General features: G+C 56.6%; 21 protein-coding genes. 19 read left to right on the forward strand and 2 right to left on the reverse strand.

The annotated features are described in order from the left end of the window. The first annotated feature begins 14 nt into the window (after positions 1 to 14). The 18 genes from GOX61_RS07850 (at position 15) to GOX61_RS07935 (ending at position 17265) form a co-directional block, all read left to right on the forward strand. Positions 15 to 242: a DUF5337 domain-containing protein gene (locus GOX61_RS07850; RefSeq protein ID WP_155147510.1), complete on the forward strand. Its 228-nt coding sequence runs from the start codon at positions 15 to 17 to the stop codon at positions 240 to 242. A gap of 7 nt (positions 243 to 249) precedes the next feature. Then, complete coding sequence (gene nuoF, locus GOX61_RS07855; RefSeq protein ID WP_058279630.1) at positions 250 to 1548, forward strand: NADH-quinone oxidoreductase subunit NuoF; 1299 nt, start codon at positions 250 to 252, stop codon at positions 1546 to 1548. A 331-nt stretch (positions 1549 to 1879) separates the two neighbouring features. Next, on the forward strand, positions 1880 to 2296 hold the full coding sequence (locus GOX61_RS07860; protein WP_170332692.1) for an MAPEG family protein: 417 nt from the start codon (positions 1880 to 1882) through the stop codon (positions 2294 to 2296). A gap of 76 nt (positions 2297 to 2372) precedes the next feature. Continuing rightward, the gene (locus tag GOX61_RS07865) at positions 2373 to 2720 is read left to right on the forward strand and encodes a hypothetical protein (RefSeq protein ID WP_155147515.1); all 348 of its coding nucleotides are present in this window, start codon (positions 2373 to 2375) and stop codon (positions 2718 to 2720) included. 98 nt (positions 2721 to 2818) lie between these two features. Further along, positions 2819 to 3223 carry a DUF5333 domain-containing protein gene (locus GOX61_RS07870; RefSeq protein WP_254436797.1) on the forward strand — a complete coding sequence of 135 codons (405 nt, stop codon included), beginning with the start codon at positions 2819 to 2821 and terminating at the stop codon, positions 3221 to 3223. 3 nt (positions 3224 to 3226) lie between these two features. Beyond that, the gene (gene nuoG / locus GOX61_RS07875; protein WP_170332694.1) at positions 3227 to 5248 is read left to right on the forward strand and encodes an NADH-quinone oxidoreductase subunit NuoG; all 2022 of its coding nucleotides are present in this window, start codon (positions 3227 to 3229) and stop codon (positions 5246 to 5248) included. 60 nt (positions 5249 to 5308) lie between these two features. Continuing rightward, on the forward strand, positions 5309 to 6346 hold the full coding sequence (nuoH, locus tag GOX61_RS07880) for an NADH-quinone oxidoreductase subunit NuoH (protein WP_170332697.1): 1038 nt from the start codon (positions 5309 to 5311) through the stop codon (positions 6344 to 6346). 1 nt (position 6347) lies between these two features. Beyond that, positions 6348 to 6842 (forward strand): NADH-quinone oxidoreductase subunit NuoI, encoded by a 495-nt coding sequence (gene nuoI / locus GOX61_RS07885; protein ID WP_155147523.1) that lies wholly within the window; start codon positions 6348 to 6350, stop codon positions 6840 to 6842. Beyond that, the gene (locus GOX61_RS07890) at positions 6842 to 7531 is read left to right on the forward strand and encodes a DUF4259 domain-containing protein (protein WP_170332699.1); all 690 of its coding nucleotides are present in this window, start codon (positions 6842 to 6844) and stop codon (positions 7529 to 7531) included. The genes nuoI and GOX61_RS07890 overlap by 1 nt, the downstream gene beginning before the upstream one ends. Then, a complete protein-coding gene (locus GOX61_RS07895; RefSeq protein WP_170332701.1) occupies positions 7531 to 7938 on the forward strand; it encodes a carboxymuconolactone decarboxylase family protein in 408 nt (135 codons plus the stop codon). Before GOX61_RS07890 ends, GOX61_RS07895 begins: the two co-directional genes overlap by 1 nt. After that, positions 7935 to 8537 carry an NADH-quinone oxidoreductase subunit J gene (locus GOX61_RS07900; RefSeq protein WP_155147529.1) on the forward strand — a complete coding sequence of 201 codons (603 nt, stop codon included), beginning with the start codon at positions 7935 to 7937 and terminating at the stop codon, positions 8535 to 8537. The genes GOX61_RS07895 and GOX61_RS07900 overlap by 4 nt, the downstream gene beginning before the upstream one ends. 4 nt (positions 8538 to 8541) lie before the next feature. Then, positions 8542 to 8847 carry an NADH-quinone oxidoreductase subunit NuoK gene (gene nuoK / locus GOX61_RS07905; protein WP_005984024.1) on the forward strand — a complete coding sequence of 102 codons (306 nt, stop codon included), beginning with the start codon at positions 8542 to 8544 and terminating at the stop codon, positions 8845 to 8847. A gap of 6 nt (positions 8848 to 8853) precedes the next feature. Continuing rightward, positions 8854 to 11007, forward strand: a complete 2154-nt coding sequence (gene nuoL / locus GOX61_RS07910) for an NADH-quinone oxidoreductase subunit L (RefSeq protein WP_170332702.1) — start codon at positions 8854 to 8856, stop codon at positions 11005 to 11007. After that, positions 11007 to 12548, forward strand: coding sequence for an NADH-quinone oxidoreductase subunit M (locus GOX61_RS07915; RefSeq protein ID WP_170332705.1), 1542 nt, complete (start codon positions 11007 to 11009; stop codon positions 12546 to 12548). Before nuoL ends, GOX61_RS07915 begins: the two co-directional genes overlap by 1 nt. Positions 12549 to 12563: 15 nt before the next feature. Further along, entirely contained in the window at positions 12564 to 14006 is a 1443-nt protein-coding gene (nuoN, locus tag GOX61_RS07920) for an NADH-quinone oxidoreductase subunit NuoN (protein WP_155147535.1), read from the forward strand. A 54-nt stretch (positions 14007 to 14060) separates the two neighbouring features. Continuing rightward, on the forward strand, positions 14061 to 14810 hold the full coding sequence (locus tag GOX61_RS07925; protein ID WP_170332707.1) for a biotin--[acetyl-CoA-carboxylase] ligase: 750 nt from the start codon (positions 14061 to 14063) through the stop codon (positions 14808 to 14810). An 11-nt stretch (positions 14811 to 14821) separates the two neighbouring features. Then, positions 14822 to 15601 (forward strand): type III pantothenate kinase, encoded by a 780-nt coding sequence (locus tag GOX61_RS07930; protein ID WP_155147537.1) that lies wholly within the window; start codon positions 14822 to 14824, stop codon positions 15599 to 15601. Further along, positions 15598 to 17265 (forward strand): ribonuclease J, encoded by a 1668-nt coding sequence (locus GOX61_RS07935; protein ID WP_170332708.1) that lies wholly within the window; start codon positions 15598 to 15600, stop codon positions 17263 to 17265. The genes GOX61_RS07930 and GOX61_RS07935 overlap by 4 nt, the downstream gene beginning before the upstream one ends. A gap of 13 nt (positions 17266 to 17278) precedes the next feature. Here the strand turns inward: GOX61_RS07935 and GOX61_RS07940 are convergent, their stop codons facing one another. Next, a complete protein-coding gene (locus GOX61_RS07940) occupies positions 17279 to 17980 on the reverse strand; it encodes an NUDIX hydrolase (RefSeq protein ID WP_155147540.1) in 702 nt (233 codons plus the stop codon). A 25-nt stretch (positions 17981 to 18005) separates the two neighbouring features. Then, complete coding sequence (locus GOX61_RS07945) at positions 18006 to 18404, reverse strand: DUF983 domain-containing protein (protein ID WP_155147542.1); 399 nt, start codon at positions 18402 to 18404, stop codon at positions 18006 to 18008. 82 nt (positions 18405 to 18486) lie between these two features. On the opposite strand from GOX61_RS07945, the gene GOX61_RS07950 reads away from it, so the two are divergent. Further along, positions 18487 to 19083: an EF-hand domain-containing protein gene (locus GOX61_RS07950; RefSeq protein WP_367646953.1), complete on the forward strand. Its 597-nt coding sequence runs from the start codon at positions 18487 to 18489 to the stop codon at positions 19081 to 19083. The last annotated feature ends 4 nt before the right edge of the window (positions 19084 to 19087 follow it).

Here is a 19087-nt window from a genome sequence, read left to right on the forward strand (position 1 = left end):
GGCACACAGACGAGATGGACCAAGACAAAGAACAGGCCATGGCCCGAAAAGGGCGCCATATCGGAGTGGTGATTGCCGTCACCATGTTGGCTTGGCTTGCGATGTCATTGTTCATCGGCCCTGCACTGGGACTGCCGGGGCGATATGCGCTGCTGTTCGATTTCGCCGCTCTGGGTGGTTTCGTTTACGCGGGCGTCAACATTTTTCAACTCTGGCGCATGCGTCAGGATAGCCAAAGGTAAGCTAACGATGCTGAAGGATCAGGACCGGATCTTTACCAACATCTACGGGATGCATGAGCGTACGCTGAAAGGCGCGCAAGCCCGGGGGCATTGGGACGGCACGGCTGGCCTGATCGGCAACGGGCGTGATTGGATTATCCAGACGATGAAGGACTCGGGACTGCGTGGTCGCGGAGGCGCGGGCTTCCCCACCGGTCTGAAATGGTCGTTCATGCCCAAAGAAAGCGATGGCCGTCCAGCTTATCTGGTTGTGAATGCTGACGAATCCGAACCTGGAACCTGCAAAGACCGCGAGATCATGCGCCATGATCCACATACTCTGATCGAAGGCTGCCTGATCGCTTCCTTCGCGATGAATGCGCATACCTGCTATATCTATCTGCGCGGCGAGTACATCCGCGAGCGCGAGGCACTGCAGGCTGCGATCGACGAAGCTTATGACGCGGGTCTTTTGGGTAAGAACGCCGCTGGATCGGGCTGGGATTTCGACCTGTTCCTGCATCACGGCGCAGGGGCTTACATCTGCGGTGAGGAAACCGCGTTGATTGAAAGCCTTGAGGGCAAAAAGGGTATGCCGAGGATGAAACCTCCGTTCCCGGCTGGTGCGGGGCTTTATGGCTGTCCGACCACTGTGAACAACGTCGAATCCATTGCGGTTGTACCGACCATCCTGCGCCGGGGCGCCGACTGGTTTGCGGGCTTTGGTCGTCAGAACAACGCGGGCACCAAGCTGTTTGCCATCTCAGGCCACGTGAATAACCCGTGCGTGGTGGAAGAGGCGATGTCGATCCCGTTCGAGCAACTGATCGAAACTCATTGCGGCGGCATTCGTGGTGGTTGGGACAATCTGCTGGCTGTGATCCCCGGAGGCTCGTCAGTGCCATGTGTGCGTGGCGAAGACATGCGAGACGCGATCATGGATTTCGACCATCTGCGCAATGACTTGGGGTCGGGTCTTGGAACGGCGGCGGTGATCGTCATGGACAAGTCCACCGACATTATCAAAGCGATCTGGCGGCTGTCGAAATTCTACAAACACGAAAGCTGCGGCCAGTGTACGCCTTGCCGTGAAGGTACGGGTTGGATGATGCGCGTGATGGACCGCCTGGTGCGCGGTGAGGCCGAACTTGAAGAGATCGACATGTTGTTCGATGTGACCAAGCAGGTCGAAGGCCACACAATCTGTGCCTTGGGCGATGCTGCGGCCTGGCCGATCCAGGGCCTGATCCGCAATTTCCGGGAAGAGATCGAGGACCGCATCAAGGCTCAGAAATCGGGCCGCATGGGTGCGATGGCAGCGGAATAAGATGACAGTTGTTTCAGCATACCTAGCTGTTTTGGGTCTAGGCCTGATTGTTTTTGCTCTGGCGACATTGCTGAGAGCGAACGGGGCCAACCGACTCGTAGCGATTTGCGTGAGCATCAGCCCTTTGGTTATCGGGTATGCACTGTCGTTTCTGTCCGTCGGCCTCGGTTATGGAGGATCGTTGTACGCTCCGATTTTTGGCACAATGATCGCGGTTATCGGATCCATGGTGACTTGGCAGGCTCAAAAAGCCGCAAGGAGATTGTCGGATGCCAACTAAGCGTTTTCACCAGACTGAAGTACTTTGCAGATTTAACGCAGAGGTGAGTTAATGGAAGTCTATGCTGAGTATTCCCACGCAATCGCCTCGCTGGTGATTTTTACCCTGATCGTGTTGTTTCTGTCGCCTTTCTCGGCACTTGCAAAGGCCAGCAAAGGTCTGGCTCCAGGTGCGACGCCTGATCAGGACTATTCGGAAAAGGCTTATCGCCTAAACCGCGCTTATCTTAACGGAACTGAAACCCTGCCAGCGTTTCTGACCGTCACTGTGGCCGCGATTTTGCTGGGGGCTAGCCCGTTCTGGGTGAACCTGCTTGCTTCTATAGCGTTGGTTGCACGAGTAGTGATGTTGATCGTCCATATACGTGGGGTCGGCAAACCGCACAGCGGGCTACGATCTGTTCTCTATGTCATTGGATGGGCTTGCATGATGGTGTTGGGGGTGATGGCACTGGTGGCCTCGTTTTGAATTGGGACAGAATACGTTGTAACACCGGTCGGACAAAACGACTGACTGTTACTAAAGGGTATCTGGGGATACGGAAATGAATAAAAATACTCTTGTTATTGGGGTGTTAGTGGCGACAACGCTGGTCGCTTCGTGCGGCAAATCGAAGAGCGAACGGGTTCTGTTCGATGGGCAGGCCTTCCGCGCCAAAGCCAGCTATGTAGATAAGAAAGTCTCGCGCGCCGATTTTACTGTCACGATCAACGGCGTTTCGGCGTCTCTGGATGGAGCGCGTGAGGCGGGGCGGTATGAGGGCACCCGGTTCTGCATTCAGAACTTTGGCACGTCCAAAATCGTGTGGAAAGTGGGGCCGGAGACTGAACCCCAGAACCTGCGTATCGACAATGACAAGCTGACATTTGCAGGTACCTGCCAAAGACCATGAGCAAAGTTATTGCATATCAGCGCATGGCCTCGGTGTCGTTATTGCATAGCAATGCCTCGGTGCTTCGTCTTGGGAGACCCAAGACGAAAGGAAATACCATGTCTTTTGTGAAAACGATTGCTCTCGCCACTCTGATGGCGGTACCGGTTGCGGCCGAAGCGAAACCCCCTTTGCGCGATGTCAAAGAGATCGACAATGAACTCTATTACATCGCGATCGCAAATGAGATTTCCGAGTACTGCCCATCAATCAGCGGGCGCAGGATGAAAGCAATCGGTGTGATCTGGGGACTGAAATCCAAAGCCAACAAGCTGGGATACTCGGATAAGGAAATCCGGGCTTATGTGGATTCGGATGCTGAAAAGACGCGTATGCGTTCCATGGGCGAGGCGTATCTGGCGCAGCATGGTGTGACCTACGAGAATCCCGAAACCTTCTGTACTTTGGGACGCGCGGAAATCGAAAGAAACAGCGCCATTGGCGTTTATTTGAGGGCGAACTAGACCATGTCTGACCTCCGCAAGATCAATATCGACGGGCAGGAAATCGAAGTCGACGGCGCAATGACCCTGATCCAGGCCTGTGAACAGGCCGGGGTTGAAGTGCCGCGCTTTTGCTACCACGAACGCCTGTCGATTGCCGGTAACTGCCGGATGTGTCTGGTGGAGGTCGTTGGCGGCCCGCCCAAGCCTGCAGCGTCTTGCGCGATGCAGGTGCGTGATTTGCGTCCGGGGCCTGAGGGGCAGGCGCCCGTGGTCAAGACAAACTCTCCCATGGTCAAAAAGGCTCGTGAGGGTGTGATGGAGTTTCTGCTCATCAACCACCCGCTCGACTGTCCGATCTGCGATCAAGGGGGCGAATGCGACCTGCAGGATCAGGCCATGGCTTATGGTGTGTCGGGGTCGCGTTTCAAAGAAGCAAAGCGCGCGGTTGATGATCTGGATTTAGGACCGCTTGTTGGCACCGCGATGACCCGCTGCATCAGTTGTACCCGCTGTGTACGGTTCACGACCGAGGTGGCCGGGATCACGCAGATGGGTCAGACCGGGCGTGGAGAAGATGCTGAGATCACCTCGTATCTCAACGAGACGCTGCAATCGAATTTGCAGGGCAATATCATTGATCTGTGTCCAGTTGGCGCACTGACGTCGAAACCCTATGCCTTCACTGCACGTCCGTGGGAGCTGACAAAAACCGAATCCATCGATGTGATGGATGCTTTGGGCTCGAATATCCGTGTAGATACCAAGGGTCGTGAAGTGATGCGCTTTCTGCCGCGCAACCACGACGGCGTGAATGAAGAGTGGATCAGCGATAAAACCCGTTTTGTCTGGGATGGTTTGCGGCGTCAGCGGTTGGACCGTCCTTACGTGCGAGAGAACGGCAAGTTGCGCCCGGCCACTTGGCCCGAAGCGTTGAACAAAGCAGCTGACGCACTAAAAGGGGCTGAGAAGCCTGCGGGGATTGTTGGTGATCTGGCTCCGGTCGAAGCTATCTTTGCGCTGAAACAGATGATCGAAGGGCAGGGTGGCGTAGTTGAATGCCGCACTGACGGAGCTAAACTGCCCGCAAGCAACCGGGGCGCCTATGCCGGCACCGCCGCCATCGAAGACATAGATACTGCTGAGCGTATCCTGTTGATCGGGACCAACCCGAGAGATGAGGCACCGGTTCTGAACGCACGCATCCGCAAAGCATGGGCCCATGGTGCTGACATTGCTTTGGTCGGTCCGGCTGTCGATCTGACCTACAATTACCATCATGTTGGCGATGACCGCGCTGCCCTGCAGAAAGTGGTCGACATGGGCGGTGATGACGAGATCAAGGGAAAACCCTCGCTGGTCGTTGTGGGGCAAGGTGCATTGCAAGAAGCTGATGGGGCAGCTGTTCTGGCAGCTGCGCAAACCATCGCTACAAATACAGAAAGCGGCCTGATCGTTCTGCATACAGCCGCTGCTCGGGTTGGTGCGATGGATGTTGATGCCACCAATGCAGGTGGTATGGAGGCGATCAGCGCTGCGGATGTGATCTATAATCTGGGCGCGGACGAAGTCGAAATCGGCGAAGGTGCCTTTGTGATCTATCAGGGCAGCCATGGTGATCGCGGTGCGCACCGCGCTGATGTAATCCTGCCTGCTGCTGCCTACACGGAGGAGAACGGTCTTTTCGTGAACACCGAAGGGCGTCCGCAGCTGGCTATGCGCGCTGGGTTCGCACCGGGTGAGGCCAAGGAAAACTGGGCTATCCTGCGGGCCTTGTCCGCCGAACTGGGGGCGACATTGCCCTTCGACTCGCTGGCGCAGCTGCGTAGCGCTCTGATCGAGGCCGTGCCCCATTTGGCGCGTATCGACGAAGTGATCGAGAACGAGGTGCAACCGCTCGAGGCCGGATCACTGGGCAACGCAACGTTCCGAAATGCGATCAAAGACTTCTATCTGACCAACCCGATAGCACGCGCCTCTCAATTGATGGCAGAACTATCGGCGCAAGCTCAGGCACTTAAAACCGACAGGATCGCAGCAGAATGATGCGACCCGTTTCAATATCGCGCGCCCGCGCAATCCCGACGACCCACGGTGTGAGGACCAATGGCTGACTTCTTTAACACCCCGGGCGGAATAGCCCTCATCATTCTGGCGCAAGTGCTTGCAGTTGTTGCGTTCGTGATGATCTCGCTGTTGTTCCTTGTTTACGGCGACCGCAAGATCTGGGCGGCGGTTCAGATGCGCCGGGGCCCGAACGTTGTGGGCGTCTACGGCCTGCTTCAATCGGTGGCTGACGCGCTGAAATATGTGGTCAAAGAAGTCGTCATTCCTGCGGGTGCTGACCGAACGGTTTTTATCCTTGCACCGCTGACATCCTTCGTTCTGGCGATGATCGCCTGGGCTGTGATCCCATTCAATGACGGCTGGGTGCTGTCAGATATCAACGTCGCCATTCTTTATGTCTTCGCTGTATCATCGCTGGAAGTTTACGGCGTGATTATGGGTGGTTGGGCGTCGAACTCAAAGTACCCGTTTCTCGGCTCTCTGCGCTCTGCCGCGCAGATGATCTCTTACGAGGTTTCGATTGGCCTGATCATTATCGGCGTGATCATCTCGACCGGATCGATGAATTTCGGGCATATCGTCGAAGCGCAAGACGGCCGCTTTGGCTTCTTCAGCTGGTACTGGCTGCCGCATTTCCCGATGGTGTTCCTGTTCTTCATCTCGGCATTAGCCGAAACCAACCGTCCACCATTTGATTTGCCCGAGGCGGAATCGGAATTGGTTGCCGGTTATCAGGTCGAATACTCGGCCACGCCCTTCCTGCTGTTCATGGCCGGTGAATACATCGCGATCTTCCTGATGTGCGCACTCACCACGCTGCTGTTCTTCGGCGGCTGGCTGTCGCCGATCCCGGGCCTGCCTGATGGCGTGCTGTGGATGGTTGCGAAGATGGCGTTCTTCTTCTTCCTCTTCGCGATGGTCAAGGCGATCACACCCCGCTACCGCTATGACCAGCTGATGCGTCTGGGTTGGAAAGTGTTCCTGCCATTCTCGCTGGCCTGGGTGGTCTTCGTGGCCTTTGCGGCGAAATTCGACTGGTTCTGGGGCGCATTCGCCCGTTGGAGCGTAGGAGGCTGATATGACCCAAATCGACTATACCCGCGCTGCCAAGTACTTTCTGCTGCAGGACTTCTGGGTCGGCATGAAGCTGGGGCTGAAGTATTTCTTTGCCCCCAAAGCCACTGTGAACTACCCGCACGAAAAAGGCCCTCTGTCGCCGCGTTTCCGGGGGGAACACGCCCTGCGCCGCTATCCGAACGGCGAGGAGCGCTGCATCGCCTGCAAACTGTGCGAGGCGGTCTGCCCTGCACAAGCCATAACCATCGACGCCGAACCACGCGAGGACGGCAGCCGCCGCACCACGCGCTATGACATCGACATGACCAAGTGCATCTATTGTGGCTTCTGTCAGGAGGCCTGTCCGGTCGATGCCATTGTCGAAGGCCCGAATTTTGAATTCGCCACCGAAACCCGGGAAGAACTGTTCTACGACAAGGAAAAGCTGTTGGAGAACGGCGAACGCTGGGAAGCCGAGATCGCCCGCAATCTGGAAATGGACGCGCCGTATCGCTGATGGGAACCTGGGGACCACATAGCTTTGAGAACGACACCGCGTCGGACTTGTTGGATCAGATTCGTGGTTTGGACCAGCCCGCCGATCAGGCCGAGGCCGTGCGTGAGCTTTTTGGTAACGTCTTTGCGATGGGTAACGAATACCTGGACGCTGATGAGGCGTCAGCAGCAGTGGCGGGGGCTGAAATCGTGGCCTCGGCGCTTGGGCATCCAAAGAATGGAACGGCAGCGCCCTTTGATCTCGCTGCTTCGATTAATTTCTATGAAGACACCGTTGGTATGGCGCTTGCAGCGGTCAGACGGGTGACGGCGGACGAGTCTGAACTGGTGGAACTGTGGGGCGAGACTGACGAAGCCGATACTTGGCGGGACAGTATCGCCGATCTCACATCGCGACTGAATGCAGCTGCCGAAGCTAACAATCTGAATCCGGATTTCGATCCAGATGGACCTGATGCCGATCCTGAGATTGCTTTGCGTACCCAGGTCGAGCAGGTTTACGACGACATGATGTCCGAGATCGAGCGTATCGCGAACAGCGGTGCTGGGGATGCTCAGGTTGAAGTTCTGCGCCATCTCGTGCGCAAGATGAACCTGATCCACAAGGATATCACAAACATGCGGTACTTTGTTGTCGATAGCCTTGAGGCGTTGACTGACCGTATCGACGGTCTGGAGAAAAAGCTGTGATGGCCGATGACAATAACCCATTCGCCGTGATGATGAAGCAAGCTCAGGACATGGCCAAGGCGATGAATCCGGCGATGGAGAATTTCTCGCCTAAAGGGTTCGAGGCGCTGTGGCCGACCATGCCGAAAGAAGTCATGGAGATGATGTTCGGCAACACCGTCAATAAGGACGGGCTGGATGCCAAGACCCGCTTGCTGCTGACGTTGGCCGGGCTGACCTGTCAGGGCGCGCAAGCGGACTCGGCAGTGCGTCAGACTGTGCGCCACGCGTTGGAAGCTGGCGCCAAGAAACAAGAGATCGTGGAAACGATCGGTCAGATGTCGGTCTTCGCCGGCATTCCGGCCATGACCCGTGCGCTGGAATTGGCGCAAGAGGTCATGGGCGACAACGAGGATGAGGATCAATGACCGTCTTTGCCTTCTATCTGTTTGCCATAAGCGCCATCACCGGCGGGCTGTTCACAGTGATCAGCCGCCAGCCGGTGCACTCGGTGCTTTGGCTGATCCTGTCATTCCTGTCGGCAGCGGGGCTGTTCGTTCTGCTGGGGGCCGAGTTCGTGGCGATGCTGCTGATTATCGTCTACGTGGGCGCGGTCGCGGTCCTTTTCCTTTTCGTGGTGATGATGCTGGACGTGGACTTTGCCGAGCTCAAGGCCGAGATGGCGCGCTATATGCCATTGGCCCTGCTGATCGGTCTGGTCATACTGATGCAGTTTGTCATGGCCTTTGGCGCATGGGACAGCGCGCAGGGCGCGGCGGCCAATCTGGCTCAGCCAACCCCGGCTGACCGCCACAACACCGAGGCGCTGGGTGTCATTCTTTACGATCAATACTTCCTTCTGTTCCAACTGGCGGGCCTGATCCTGCTGGTGGCGATGATCGGTGCGATTGTTTTGACGCTGCGCCACCGTCAGGACATCAAGCGTCAGGACATCGTCGGCCAGATGATGCGCGACCCGGCCAAGGCGATGGAACTGAAGGACGTGAAACCGGGGCAGGGACTTTGAGAAGATGATCGGACTTGAACACTATCTTACGGTCGCGGCGACGCTGTTCGTCATCGGCATCTTCGGTCTCTTCCTGAACCGCAAGAACGTCATCATCCTGCTGATGAGCATCGAACTGATGCTGCTGGCGGTGAATATCAACCTTGTGGCGTTCTCAAGTTTCCTCGGCGATCTGGTCGGGCAGGTGTTTACGCTGTTCGTTTTGACCGTCGCAGCGGCTGAGGCGGCGATTGGTCTGGCCATTCTGGTCTGTTTCTTCCGCAACCGCGGCACCATCGCGGTTGAAGACGTCAATATGATGAAGGGGTAAGGGAATATGGAAACCACCATCCTCTTTGCCCCGCTGGTGGGCGCGCTGCTCTGCGGTTTCGGCTGGAAGTTCATTGGTGAGAAAGCCGCCATGTGGACCGCGACGGGCCTGCTGTTTCTGGCCTGTCTGCTGTCGTGGATCGTGTTCTTTACCTTTGACGGCGTGACCCAACAGATCGAAATCATGCGCTGGATCGAGAGCGGATCGCTGTCGACAAGCTGGGCCATTCGTCTGGACCGTTTGACCGCGATCATGCTGATTGTTGTGACCACCGTTTCCGCGCTCGTGCACCTCTACTCCTTCGGCTACATGGATCACGACCCGCAATGGCGTGAGGGTGAGAGCTATAAGCCGCGCTTCTTTGCCTATCTGTCCTTCTTCACCTTCGCGATGCTGATGCTGGTGACGGCGGACAACTTGGTTCAGATGTTCTTTGGCTGGGAAGGCGTCGGCGTCGCGTCTTATCTGCTGATCGGGTTCTACTATCGCAAGCCATCTGCAAACGCGGCCGCAATCAAGGCGTTTGTCGTCAACCGGGTCGGCGACTTTGGCTTTGCGCTGGGGATTTTCGCGCTGTTCTTCCTGACGGACAGCATCAACTTCTCGGACATCTTTGCATCAGCGCCTGCACTTGCAGAAGAGAAGTTGCACTTCCTTTGGGGAGAGTGGACCGCGATTGAGGTGATCTGCGTCCTGCTGTTCATCGGCGCGATGGGCAAATCTGCGCAGTTGATCCTGCACACCTGGTTGCCGGACGCGATGGAAGGCCCGACGCCTGTATCGGCGCTGATCCACGCTGCGACCATGGTTACTGCGGGTGTGTTCCTTGTTTGCCGGATGTCTCCGCTGTTCGAGTTCGCTCCGGGCGCGGCTGGTTTCGTGACCGTACTGGGCGCGACTACCGCATTCTTTGCGGCGACTGTCGGGCTGGTTCAGACCGACATCAAACGCGTGATTGCCTATTCGACCTGTTCGCAGTTGGGCTACATGTTTGTTGCGGCTGGCGTCGGCATGTATTCGGCCGCGATGTTCCACCTATTCACCCACGCCTTCTTTAAGGCGTTGTTGTTCCTTGGCGCCGGTTCGGTAATCCACGCGATGCATCACGAGCAGGAGATGACCGAGTATGGCGGGTTGCGGAAAAAGATTCCTTATACCTTCTGGGCCATGATGATCGGGACACTCGCGATCACTGGCGTGGGCATTCCGCTAACGACAATCGGGTTCGCCGGGTTCCTGTCAAAAGATGCAATCATCGAGAGCGCATATGCAGGTGGTTCGGCTTATGGCTTCTGGCTGTTGGTGATCGCGGCTGCGTTCACCTCGTTCTACAGCTGGCGCCTGATCTTCCTGACGTTCTATGGTGAGCCGCGTGGAGACAAGCACACTCATGACCACGCGCACGAAAGTCCGATGGTTATGCTGGTGCCTTTGGGCGTGCTGTCTCTGGGTGCGGTTTTCGCCGGCATGATCTGGTACAGCAACTTCTTTGGTCACGCAGACAAAGTTGGTAAGTTCTACGGCATTCCTGTTGCCGAAGCGTCAGAACATGCCGAAGCCGGTGATCATGGCAAGGCCGAAGGGCACGGTGATGAAGCGGCACATGCCGACACCGGGCATGCAGATGATAGCCATGCCGATGACGCTGCGCATGGCGACAAGTATGCGAAAGAGGGCTATCACCACTACGTATTCGCTGGTGAGCCGGGCGAGGGCGCGATCTATATCGCTCCTGACAACCATGTGCTGGATGACGCGCATGCGGCCCCGAAATGGGTAAAGGTTTCGCCGTTTGCCGCGATGCTGCTGGGCTTTGTCATCGCTTACTGGTTCTACATCAGGAATACTGCGTTGCCCGCGCGTCTGGCTGCAAACCAGCGTCCGCTGTACCTGTTCTTGCTGAACAAGTGGTATTTTGACGAAATCTACGATGCGGTCTTTGTCAAACCAACCGTTGCGTTGGGCCGTTTCCTGTGGAAGCGCGGCGATGGCAACGTGATCGATGGCTTCCTGAATGGAGTAGCAATGGGGGTTGTTCCCTTCTTTACCCGTCTCGCTGGCAAGGCGCAGACCGGGTACATCTTTACTTACGCCTTCTGGATGGTTCTGGGCATCGCAGCCCTTGTCACCTGGATGTCGATCGGCGGAGGCGCACACTAATGGATAATATCCTCTCCATTGTTACGTTCATCCCCGCCATCGCGGCAGCGCTTATGGCGCTGTTCCTGCATGGGGATGACGAGGCGGCACAGAAAAACGCCAAGTGGATCGCGTTGCTGGCGACGACAGTGACTTTCCTGGTCTCGATTGGGATCTACACGGACTTTGACCCCTCCAACACCGGCTTCCAGATGGTGGAAGAAGGCCAGTGGCTGATGGGGCTGAACTACAAGATGGGTGTGGATGGTATCAGCGTCCTGTTCGTACTGCTGACCACCTTCATTATGCCATTGACCATTCTGGCCAGCTGGGAAGTGACCGATCGCGTCAAAGAGTACATGATCGCCTTCCTGCTGCTTGAAACGCTGATGCTGGGCGTATTCATGGCGCTGGACCTGGTGCTGTTCTACCTGTTCTTCGAGGCAGGTCTGATCCCGATGTTCCTGATCATCGGTATCTGGGGTGGCAAAGATCGTATCTATGCCAGCTTCAAGTTCTTCCTCTACACCTTCCTCGGCTCGGTACTGATGCTGGTGGCGATGGTTGCGATGTACTCGGATGCGGGTACCACGGATATCGAGGCGCTGATGCACCATCAGTTCTCGTCCGAAGGCTTCAGTGTGCTGGGCATCTATGTGGTAGGTGGCCTGCAAACCCTGATGTTCCTCGCCTTCTTTGCCAGCTTTGCGGTGAAGATGCCGATGTGGCCGGTTCACACCTGGTTGCCGGATGCCCACGTGCAGGCGCCAACCGCGGGTTCGGTCGTGCTGGCGGCAATCCTGCTGAAAATGGGGGGCTATGGTTTCCTACGTTTCAGCCTTCCGATGTTCCCGGTGGGATCGGCGGTCATGACGGATGTCGTGTTGTGGATGTCGGCGATCGCCGTGGTCTACACCTCGCTTGTCGCGCTGGTGCAGGAGGATATGAAAAAGCTGATTGCCTACTCCTCGGTCGCGCATATGGGTTTTGTGACCATGGGTATTTTTGCAGCCAATCAGCAGGGTATCGATGGTGCAATCTTCCAGATGCTCAGCCACGGTTTCATCTCAGCCGCGCTCTTCCTTTGTGTCGGTGTGATTTATGACCGGATGCACACGCGCGATATTGAGGCTTATGGCGGTCTGGTGATCCGGATGCCCGCCTATGCGCTGGTCTTTATGCTGTTCACCATGGCCAATGTTGGCTTGCCGGGTACCAGCGGGTTCATTGGCGAATTCCTGACATTGATGGGCACGTTCCAGGTTAACACCTGGGTCACCGCTGTCGCGGCGACGGGTGTTATTTTCTCGGCAGCATATGCGCTGTGGCTCTATCGGCGGGTGGTCTTTGGCGACCTGATCAAGGAAAGCCTCAAGTCGATCACCGATATGAGTTCGCGTGAGCGGCTGATCTTCGCGCCGCTGATCCTGATGACCATACTGCTTGGGGTATATCCATCTCTGGTTACGGATGTGATCGGGAACTCTACCGCAGCGCTGATTTCGAACTATGACACGGCTCTGGCCGCGGCTGAGGCCGCGACCCAGGTCGCCTCGCACTAAGGGAGCTTTGGAGACATGATCCAAGCTGATCTGAATGTAATCCTGCCAGAGATTGTTCTGGCGATCTATGCGATGGTGGCGCTGCTTGGGGCTGTCTATACAACCAAGGATGCGCTGGCGCCTGTTCTGGTCTGGACGACAGCGGGCCTTATGGCGCTGTTGTCCTTCTGGATCGTGACAAACGGTGCCGGTACACGTGTAGCTTTCAACGGCATGTTCGTCGATGACGGGTTCGCCCGGTTTGCGAAAGTGGCGATCCTGCTCTCTGCTGCGGCGGTTCTTGTGATGAGCCAAGACTATATGACCCGCCGCGATCTGCTGCGCTTTGAATATCCGTTGCTTGTGGCACTTGCAGCCGTTGGCATGATGATGATGGTCAGCGCAGGTGATCTGATGTCGCTCTACATGGGGCTGGAGCTGCAATCGCTGTCGCTCTACGTTGTTGCGGCATTGCGGCGCGATAGCGCGAAGTCGACCGAAGCGGGCCTGAAGTATTTTGTGCTGGGCGCACTCAGCTCGGGTCTGCTGCTGTATGGTGCGTCGCTGGTATATGGTTTCACCGGCACCACCCTGTTTTCGGGCATCGTCCAGACGGTTCATCACGGCGAAGTGTCGTTGGGGCTGCTGTTCGGGTTGATCTTCCTGATTTCGGGCTTGGCCTTCAAAGTTTCGGCTGTTCCGTTCCACATGTGGACACCGGATGTGTATGAGGGATCGCCAACACCCATCACCGCTTTCTTTGCGACAGCACCCAAAGTGGCTGCAATGGCCCTGTTTGCACGCTTGCTGCATGACGCCTTTGGAGGTGTGGTGCAGGACTGGCAGCAGGTGATTGTGCTGTTGTCTGTATTGTCGATGCTGCTTGGCGCCGTTGCCGCAATTGGGCAGCGGGACATCAAGCGGCTGATGGCTTTCTCGTCGATTGCACATATGGGATACGCACTGATCGGTCTTGCTGCAGGAACCGAACTGGGGATCAAGGCGATGCTGATGTATCTGGCGATTTACGTCACGATGAACATCGGTACGTTTGCCTTCATCCTGATGATGGAACGTGACGGGAAGCCGGTGACAGATATCGACGCGCTGCGCCAGTTCGCTAAACGTGATCCGGGCAAGGCTCTGGCGGTTCTGATCCTGATGTTCAGCCTCGCCGGTGTCCCGCCGATGCTGGGCTTTTTCGCCAAGTTCGGCGTCTGGCAGGCAGGTATCGATGCTGGTCTGACCGGATTGGTTATCGTTTCTGCAATTTCTTCGGTCATCGGTGCGTTCTACTATTTGCGGATCGTTTTCTACATGTACTTCGGTGCTGAAAACGAAGACCCGATTGAAACCAATCCTTCTCCGGTCCTGTGGGTGGCTCTGATGGGATCAGCAGCGCTGATGCTGATCGGTGTATTCTATCAGTTCGGTATCGAAGGGGCAGCTGCGGCTGCGGCGGTCACACTTGTCAACTAAAACGACCCAACTCAAGCAAAAGGGGGCTCGGTCAATGGACCGGGCCTTTTTGACGTGAACGACTGGCCAAGTGGATATGGGCTGCACGTTGTGCAGGAGGTGGACAGTACCCTGAACGAGGCTGCGCGTATTGCGCCCACTGCGCAGGGGCCAGTCTGGATCATGGCCCATCACCAGACGGCGGCGCGTGGTCGGCGGGGACGGGCATGGGCCAACCCCAAGGGAAACCTGGCTGCAACATTGCTGCTACGTCCACAGGGCAACCCCGAGCAGGCTGCCCTTCGCAGCTTCGTTGCTGCACTTGCGTTGTTTGATGCATGCGTCGCTGTGACAGGTCGCGCCAGTGGTCTGTCGTTGAAATGGCCGAATGACGTCCTGCTGAATGGTGGCAAGCTGGCAGGAATTCTGCTGGAAAGCACCGGGCAGGGGCGAGGCGTCTCACATTTGTCGATCGGAATAGGGGTTAATCTGGCCGAAGCCCCGGGTGCGGACATGGTCGAGGCTGGGGCTGTCCGCCCGGTCTCACTACTGTCGGAAACCGGTGCGCATGTTACGCACGAGGACTTTTTGACGGAACTTGCGGCTGCTTATGCCCGGTATGAGACGCAGTTTGTCACCTATGGTTTCGAACCAATACGGACCGCCTGGCTCTCGCGGGCGGCACGGTTGGGGGAGGTCATCACCGCACGTACCGCAGCGTCGGAAACGGTCGGGACCTTTGAAACGGTGGACGCAGGGGGCAACCTTGTCCTAAACACCGCCAAAGGCCGCGTCAGCATTCCCGCGGCGGATGTGTTTTTCTGAAAGGGGCGCAGATGCTTCTGGCAATCGATTGCGGCAACACCAATACCGTTTTCTCGATCTGGGACGGCGAGACATTCCTGTGCACCCTGCGCACCTCGACGCACCACGCGCGCACTGCTGATGCCTATTTCACGTGGTACTCCACGCTGGTCAAACACTATGGGATCGAAGCGGACATCACTGATGTGATCATTGCCTCGACCGTACCGCGTGTTGTGTTCAACCTGCGCGTTTTCGCGGATCGTTTCTTTGGTTGTCGACCTCTGGTAGTCGGTAAACCCGAATGTCTGTTGCCGGTGAATCCCCGTATCGACGAAGGGACAGTGCCAGGTCCGGACCGTTTGGCAAATGCCGCTGGTGCGTTTGATCGCCATGGCGGCAATGTGGTCGTGGTCGACTTTGGAACCGCCACGAATTTCGACGTTGTTGCGGCGGATGGGGCGTATGTTGGTGGCATCATCGCACCGGGTGTGAACCTAAGCCTTGAGGCGCTGCACCAGGGGGCCGCTGCGTTGCCCCATATCGACATCACCCGGCCGGAAAAAGTGATTGGCACAAATACGGTTGGCTGCATTCAGTCCGGCGTGTATTGGGGCTATTCCGGGCTGATTGAGGGACTGATCTCCCGCATCAAGGCTGAATATGGAATGCCGATGAAAGTCGTTGGAACCGGTGGGCTGGCGCCTTTGTTCGATCAGGCCGACGTGGGGTTCGACGCAATCGAAGATGATCTGACGATGCACGGTCTGACCGTGATACATCGCTATAACAAGGATAATGGCTCGACATGAGCAGCGAACGACTGATCTACCTGCCGCTGGGCGGCGCAGGCGAAATTGGCATGAACGCCTATGTTTATGGCTATGGCAAACCGGGGCAGGAGCGTTTGATCCTTGTGGATCTCGGTGTGGCATTCCCCGATATGGATACCTCGCCGGGGGTGGATCTCATCTTTGCGGACATCAGCTGGCTGAAAGAGCGGGCCGATCGTCTGGAGGCGATTTTTATCACCCACGCGCATGAGGATCATATTGGTGCCGTAGCGCATTGCTATGAGGCGCTTGGGACACCGGTATACGCACGCGCATTCACAGCGAATATCGCGCGTCGAAAAATGGATGAACATGGCCATCCGGTCGAAGCTGTTCGTACAGCATCATCATGGCCAGAGCAGATCGAGGCGGGGCCGTTCACAGTTGGTTTCCTGCCTGTTTCGCACTCGATCCCCGAAAGTGCCGGGCTGGTGATCGACACGCCAAGTGGACGGGTTGTGCATACGGGTGACTTCAAGCTGGACGCTGATCCGATTGTGGGCGAGCCTTTTGATCCGGATCTATGGGCCGAAGTGTCAAAATCTGGTGTTAAGGCATTGGTTTGCGACAGCACGAACGTCTTCTCAAAACATCCGGGGCGCTCGGAATCCGATGTTGGACCTGAAATCACAAGGTTGGTTGAAGAGGCCGAGGGCATGGTCATTGCGACCACCTTTGCTTCAAACGTCGCGCGTGTGAAAACTCTGGCAGAGGCGGGGGCAAAGGCCGGCCGCTCGGTGGTTCTGTTAGGGCGCGCTATGCGGCGCATGATTGAGGCGGCTACTGAGACAGGCATTCTGACGGATTTTCCGCGTGTGATCAGTGCTGAAGAGGCGCTGGATTTGCCGCGTCAAAACCTGATGTTGATCGTGACCGGCAGTCAGGGGGAACGCCGTGCCGCAAGCGCGCAGTTGGCACGCGGAAAGTACCGCGGGCTTGAGGTCAAGGATGGTGACCTTTTCCTGTTTTCTTCCAAAACGATCCCTGGAAATGAACGCGGTGTGATCCGTATCATGAACCAGTTAAGCGAGAAGGGCGTGGATGTCGTAGATGACAGTTCGGGTCTTTATCACGTTTCCGGTCACGCCAACCGTCCGGACCTAGAAAAGGTTCATGCTCTTGTAGACCCTCAGATGGTGATCCCGATGCATGGCGAACATCGCCATCTGCGCGAACACGCCAAGCTGGCCGAGGCTGCAGGTCGAACAGGTATTCTGGCGGTTAATGGTACGATGCTGGATCTGACCGGCAACGCGCCACAAGTCGTCGATTATATTGAAACGGGTCGGACCTATTTGGACGGCACCGTCAAAATTGGTGCGCTGGATGGTGTCGTACGCGACCGCATTCGGATGGCGCTGAACGGGCATGTGACGATCACAGTTATTCTGGATGAAGAAGACGAACCACTGGGCGAGCCGTGGTGTGACACGATGGGTCTGCCTGAAACAGGTACCTCGCGCGCAGCATTGATCGAAGTGCTGGAAGAAGATCTGAACCAGTTCCTGATGCGGGCAGAGGCAAAAACTCTGCGCGATGACGACAAGTTGGAGGAAGGCTTGCGCCGGATTGCCCGTCAAAGTGCGCAGGTGGAAATCGGCAAAAAGCCCGAGGTGACTGTCGTAATCAGCAGGATGCGCTAAACGACCATGCCGGCTATCCGGTCTCTGGCATCGGGTAGCCCTTGAGCTGCAGAAACAGGCTCGCCTCTTCGTTATTCAAAAAGAACGGAACAGTCTCCGGTGGGGTGCGATCTGCAGCACGCGCGGCAACTTCGGCCAGAACAACCTCGGTGATGAAAGGCAGATCGAAGTTGCGCGCCTCGTGCAGTTTGATCCACTGCAGATGGGACAGTTCGTCCGACGCATGGGTGAAATCGTCCAGATCGCCCTGAATGGCTTCGGCATCTACTAGAAAGAACCGCGCATCAAAGCGGCGTGGTCGTCCCGGTGGTGTGACCGCACGGAACACGAATTGCAAACCTTCAGCGGAAGGAACAAACCCCATGTCTGCGAAGGATTGCCAATCGGCTGGCAGGGCACCTGACCATTGGCCCGGTTGTCCTAGCACCAATCCGGTTTCCTCCCAGAGTTCGCGAATTGCAGCTGCTGCCAAAGCGTTCTGCAATCCTTCCGGTGATTTCTCAGCCAGCCGTTGATGACAAATGTCGGGTAGGGCAGTGGCCAAAGGAACTTCGGCATCCGCCGGGTCAACGGCACCGCCAGGGAACACAAACTTGTTCGGCATAAAGGCCGCAGAGGCGCCGCGCTGCCCCATCAGGATTGCTGGGTCGCTCTGGCGGTTGCGCAGAACGATTACAGTCGCGGCATTGCGAATTGCGGTCTTGTCGATGGTCATGTCCCCTCCGCTCTGGTGGAAGGGATCAGTCGGTTTTATCGAAACCGTGCATCCGGCGTGCCCACTGATAGGCAACGACGACTCCCTTTAGCCTCGGCAGAAGGTACAGCGACAGTGCGACGCAGCCAACCGAGAACATCAGGGCCATCGTCAAAGGATCGGGTCGCCAGTGCACATATGAGACATGCAGCGCTGGCGCCAGCAAGTGACCCACGATCAGGATGGTCAGATAGGCGGGCCCGTCATCGGCGCGATGATGGAACAATTCCTGACCGCAGTTTGAGCAATTGTCGTTTACTTTCAGATAGCTGTGCAAAAGCTTACCTTTGCCGCAATTGGGGCAACGGCATTTGAAGCCTTTAACTACAGCTGGCCATGTCGGACGTTCGTCTTCCGTAATGGTTTCGATAGTCTGATCTGTCATCTTGATACTCGCGCGTTCGAATTGGGCTGATACTGCTATTGTTTTGGGCTGTATAAAAGGGGGGTGCGTCGCTTTGCGGCGGGTGGACTGCGACACGCGCTCTCACACAAACCTACAAAAAATTCTCTCTGGTGGCGACGGAAATCCATTGGTGCTGCGTTTGAATAGGTATGAGCAGCGGCACTGGGCCGCCAAAAAAGGGAAGAATGTTATGAAAAGTGCAACGTTTATGTCCGCTATCGTTCTGTCTGCAGTTGCTATCACGGGCACAACAGCCCTGGCGAAAGGGCAAGGCGATCGCGAGCCGGTCACTTTCCAGCAGCTTGATGCCAACGGTGATGGTCAGGTGACCAAAGAAGAAATGCAGGCGCATCGCACCCAGAGATTCACCAATGCTGACACCAACGGTGACGGTCAGCTGAGTGTCGAGGAGATGCAGGCGGCTGCCCAGAAAAAAGCCAGTGACCGCGTGACAAAGATGTTTGAAAAGCATGATGCCAACAGCGATGGTTACCTGAGCGAAGACGAGCTGCCGAAACCACGCCGCGCCGGCAAGATGTTTGACCGGATCGACGCGGATGGCAACGGATCGATCTCGGAACAGGAATTCGCCGATGCAAAAGACAAGATGGGTCGGCACAAGAAGAAGCGTGATAATGCGGGTTCAGACAGCAACTGATGCA

This window comes from Ruegeria arenilitoris (assembly GCF_013030265.1).
Taxonomy (GTDB): domain Bacteria; phylum Pseudomonadota; class Alphaproteobacteria; order Rhodobacterales; family Rhodobacteraceae; genus Ruegeria; species Ruegeria arenilitoris_E.